General features: G+C 49.6%; 2 tRNA genes and 3 rRNA genes. All 5 read right to left on the bottom strand.

The window, feature by feature from the left end:
• Nucleotides 1-116: ribosomal RNA gene (gene rrf / locus D8802_RS09885) — 5S ribosomal RNA — on the bottom strand.
• Nucleotides 117-193: 77 nt separating this feature from the next.
• Nucleotides 194-3096: ribosomal RNA gene (locus D8802_RS09880) — 23S ribosomal RNA — on the bottom strand.
• 121 nt (nt 3097-3217) lie between these two features.
• Nucleotides 3218-3290: transfer RNA gene (locus D8802_RS09875), tRNA-Ala, on the bottom strand.
• 51 nt (nt 3291-3341) lie between these two features.
• Nucleotides 3342-4890: ribosomal RNA gene (locus D8802_RS09870) — 16S ribosomal RNA — on the bottom strand.
• Together the 16S, 23S and 5S rRNA genes with 2 tRNA genes alongside form the textbook arrangement of a ribosomal RNA operon.
• Before the next feature lie 232 nt (nt 4891-5122).
• Nucleotides 5123-5194 (bottom strand) — tRNA-Glu (locus D8802_RS09865).
• Nucleotide 5195: the final 1 nt, after the last annotated feature.

Below are 5195 nucleotides of genomic sequence, written 5' to 3'. Positions count from 1 at the left end.
GCTAAGCGACTTCCATATCTCACAGGGGGCAACCCCCAACTACTTCCGGCGTTCTAGGGCTTAACTACTGTGTTCGGCATGGGTACAGGTGTATCTCCTAGGCTATCGTCACTTAACTCTGAGTAATACCTACTCAAAATTGAATATCTATCAAATACCAAGAAAACCTTTCGCTTTCGTATCCTCAGTTACTTTGGATAAGTCCTCGAGCTATTAGTATTAGTCCGCTACATGTGTCGCCACACTTCCACTTCTAACCTATCTACCTGATCATCTCTCAGGGCTCTTACTGATATAAAATCATGGGAAATCTCATCTTGAGGTGGGTTTCACACTTAGATGCTTTCAGCGTTTATCCCGTCCCTACATAGCTACCCAGCGATGCCTTTGGCAAGACAACTGGTACACCAGCGGTAAGTCCACTCTGGTCCTCTCGTACTAGGAGCAGATCCTCTCAAATTTCCTACGCCCGCGACGGATAGGGACCGAACTGTCTCACGACGTTCTGAACCCAGCTCGCGTGCCGCTTTAATGGGCGAACAGCCCAACCCTTGGGACCGACTACAGCCCCAGGATGCGACGAGCCGACATCGAGGTGCCAAACCTCCCCGTCGATGTGAACTCTTGGGGGAGATAAGCCTGTTATCCCCAGGGTAGCTTTTATCCGTTGAGCGATGGCCCTTCCATACGGAACCACCGGATCACTAAGCCCGACTTTCGTCCCTGCTCGAGTTGTAGCTCTCGCAGTCAAGCTCCCTTATACCTTTACACTCTGCGAATGATTTCCAACCATTCTGAGGGAACCTTTGGGCGCCTCCGTTACCTTTTAGGAGGCGACCGCCCCAGTCAAACTGCCCGTCAGACACTGTCTCCGATAGGGATAACCTATCTGGGTTAGAGTGGCCATAACACAAGGGTAGTATCCCAACAACGTCTCCTTCGAAACTGGCGTCCCGATCTCATAGACTCCTACCTATCCTGTACATGTGGTACAGACACTCAATATCAAACTGCAGTAAAGCTCCATGGGGTCTTTCCGTCCTGTCGCGGGTAACCTGCATCTTCACAGGTACTAAAATTTCACCGAGTCTCTCGTTGAGACAGTGCCCAAATCATTACGCCTTTCGTGCGGGTCGGAACTTACCCGACAAGGAATTTCGCTACCTTAGGACCGTTATAGTTACGGCCGCCGTTTACTGGGGCTTCAATTCATACCTTCGGATTACTCCTAAGCACTCCTCTTAACCTTCCAGCACCGGGCAGGCGTCACCCCCTATACATCATCTTACGATTTAGCAGAGAGCTGTGTTTTTGATAAACAGTTGCTTGGGCCTATTCACTGCGGCTGACGTAAAGTCAGCACCCCTTCTCCCGAAGTTACGGGGTCATTTTGCCGAGTTCCTTAACGAGAGTTCTCTCGCTCACCTGAGGCTACTCGCCTCGACTACCTGTGTCGGTTTGCGGTACGGGTAGAGTATGTTTAACGCTAGAAGCTTTTCTTGGCAGTGTGACGTCACTAACTTCGCTACTAAACTTCGCTCCCCATCACAGCTCAATGTTATAGATATAAGCATTTGACTCATATCACACCTCACTGCTTAGACAGACACTTCCATTCGTCTGCTTTAGTTAGCCTACTGCGTCCCTCCATCACTACATACTCTAGTACAGGAATATCAACCTGTTGTCCATCGGATACACCTTTCGGTCTCTCCTTAGGTCCCGACTAACCCAGGGCGGACGAGCCTTCCCCTGGAAACCTTAGTCTTACGGTGGACAGGATTCTCACCTGTCTTTCGCTACTCATACCGGCATTCTCACTTCTATGCGTTCCAGCACTCCTCACGGTATACCTTCTTCACACATAGAACGCTCTCCTACCATACCTATAAAGGTATCCACAGCTTCGGTAAATTGTTTTAGCCCCGGTACATTTTCGGCGCAGGGTCACTCGACTAGTGAGCTATTACGCACTCTTTGAATGAATAGCTGCTTCTAAGCTAACATCCTAGTTGTCTGTGCAACCCCACATCCTTTTCCACTTAACAATTATTTTGGGACCTTAGCTGGTGGTCTGGGCTGTTTCCCTTTCGACTACGGATCTTAGCACTCGCAGTCTGACTGCCGACCATAATTCTTTGGCATTCGGAGTTTATCTGAGATTGGTAATCCGGGATGGACCCCTCACCCAAACAGTGCTCTACCTCCAAGAATCTCTAATGTCGACGCTAGCCCTAAAGCTATTTCGGAGAGAACCAGCTATCTCCAAGTTCGTTTGGAATTTCTCCGCTACCCACAAGTCATCCAAGCACTTTTCAACGTGCCCTGGTTCGGTCCTCCAGTGCGTCTTACCGCACCTTCAACCTGCTCATGGGTAGGTCACATGGTTTCGGGTCTACGACATGATACTAATGCGCCCTATTCAGACTCNGTTTCCCTGCGGCTCCGTCTCTTCAACTTAACCTCGCATCATATCGTAACTCGCCGGTTCATTCTACAAAAGGCACGCTCTCACCCATTAACGGGCTCGAACTTGTTGTAGGCACACGGTTTCAGGTTCTATTTCACTCCCCTCCCGGGGTGCTTTTCACCTTTCCCTCACGGTACTGGTTCACTATCGGTCACTAGGGAGTATTTAGGGTTGGGAGATGGTCCTCCCAGATTCCGACGGGATTTCTCGTGTCCCGCCGTACTCAGGATACTGCTAGGTACAAAGACTATTTTAAATACGAGGCTTTTACTCTCTTTGGCTGATCTTCCCAAATCATTCTTCTATAATCTTTGAGTCCACATTGCAGTCCTACAACCCCGAAGAGTAAACTCTTCGGTTTGCCCTCCTGCCGTTTCGCTCGCCGCTACTAAGGCAATCGCTTTTGCTTTCTCTTCCTGCAGCTACTTAGATGTTTCAGTTCACTGCGTCTTCCTCCTCATATCCTTAACAGATATGGGTAACAGGTAGTACCTGTTGGGTTCCCCCATTCGGAAATCCCTGGATCATCGCTTACTTACAGCTACCCAAGGCATATCGTCGTTTGTCACGTCCTTCTTCGGCTCCTAGTGCCAAGGCATCCACCGTGCGCCCTTATTAACTTAACCTTATTTTTGACCTTTCAGTCATAAACTCTTTTAATACTACAGCGTTTCGGTTTATTTTCTTGTTACTATTTGATATAGATATTCAATTTTCAATGTGCATTACTTGGTGATCTCTCACCAATGGAGCCTAGCGGGATCGAACCGCTGACCTCCTGCGTGCAAAGCAGGCGCTCTCCCAGCTGAGCTAAGGCCCCACAAGACCTCTCAAGACTAAACAAGACCAATGTGCAGTTCCTTATCCTTAGAAAGGAGGTGATCCAGCCGCACCTTCCGATACGGCTACCTTGTTACGACTTCACCCCAATCATCTATCCCACCTTAGGCGGCTGGCTCCTAAAAGGTTACCTCACCGACTTCGGGTGTTACAAACTCTCGTGGTGTGACGGGCGGTGTGTACAAGGCCCGGGAACGTATTCACCGCGGCGTGCTGATCCGCGATTACTAGCGATTCCGACTTCATGTAGGCGAGTTGCAGCCTACAATCCGAACTGAGACTGGCTTTAAGAGATTAGCTTGCCGTCACCGGCTTGCGACTCGTTGTACCAGCCATTGTAGCACGTGTGTAGCCCAGGTCATAAGGGGCATGATGATTTGACGTCATCCCCACCTTCCTCCGGTTTATTACCGGCAGTCTCGCTAGAGTGCCCAACTAAATGATGGCAACTAACAATAGGGGTTGCGCTCGTTGCGGGACTTAACCCAACATCTCACGACACGAGCTGACGACAACCATGCACCACCTGTCACCTCTGTCCCGAAGGAAAGCTCTATCTCTAGAGCGGTCAGAGGGATGTCAAGACCTGGTAAGGTTCTTCGCGTTGCTTCGAATTAAACCACATGCTCCACCGCTTGTGCGGGCCCCCGTCAATTCCTTTGAGTTTCAACCTTGCGGTCGTACTCCCCAGGCGGAGTGCTTAATGCGTTAGCTGCGGCACTAAACCCCGGAAAGGGTCTAACACCTAGCACTCATCGTTTACGGCGTGGACTACCAGGGTATCTAATCCTGTTTGCTCCCCACGCTTTCGAGCCTCAGCGTCAGTTACAAGCCAGAGAGCCGCTTTCGCCACCGGTGTTCCTCCATATATCTACGCATTTCACCGCTACACATGGAATTCCACTCTCCCCTCTTGCACTCAAGTTAAACAGTTTCCAAAGCGTACTGTGGTTAAGCCACAGCCTTTAACTTCAGACTTATCTAACCGCCTGCGCTCGCTTTACGCCCAATAAATCCGGACAACGCTCGGGACCTACGTATTACCGCGGCTGCTGGCACGTAGTTAGCCGTCCCTTTCTGGTAAGATACCGTCACAGTGTGAACTTTCCACTCTCACACTCGTTCTTCTCTTACAACAGAGCTTTACGATCCGAAAACCTTCTTCACTCACGCGGCGTTGCTCGGTCAGACTTCCGTCCATTGCCGAAGATTCCCTACTGCTGCCTCCCGTAGGAGTCTGGGCCGTGTCTCAGTCCCAGTGTGGCCGATCACCCTCTCAGGTCGGCTATGTATCGTCGCCTTGGTGAGCCGTTACCCCACCAACTAGCTAATACAACGCAGGTCCATCTGGTAGTGATGCAATTGCACCTTTCAAACAGTTATCATGCAATAACTGCTATTATGCGGTATTAGCTATCGTTTCCAATAGTTATCCCCCGCTACCAGGCAGGTTACCTACGCGTTACTCACCCGTTCGCAACTCATCCAAGAAGAGCAAGCTCCTCTCTTCAGCGTTCTACTTGCATGTATTAGGCACGCCGCCAGCGTTCGTCCTGAGCCAGGATCAAACTCTCATTAAAAGTTTGAGTTCTCACTCATTTCTGTCACTGACAGATTTATTGTTTTTTCATTGTTCAGTACTATAACCTTAGTTATAGTGCCCTGCACATTGGTTCGTCTTGTTCAGTTTTCAAAGGTCTTTGTCACTCTTTCTCTCTCAAGCGACAACTATATTAGTATATCACAGCCGTTGACCTATGTCAACACTTTTTTGAAACTTTTTTTACTTTTTTCGTCCCTGCGATACACACATAGTCCGTACGGGATTCGAACCCGTGTTACCGCCGTGAAAAGGCGGTGTCTTAACCCCTTGACCAACGGACCT

This window comes from Streptococcus oralis (assembly GCF_003943395.1).
Classification (GTDB): Bacteria; Bacillota; Bacilli; order Lactobacillales; family Streptococcaceae; genus Streptococcus; species Streptococcus oralis_BF.
This window is presented reverse-complemented; position numbering and strand designations above follow the sequence as displayed.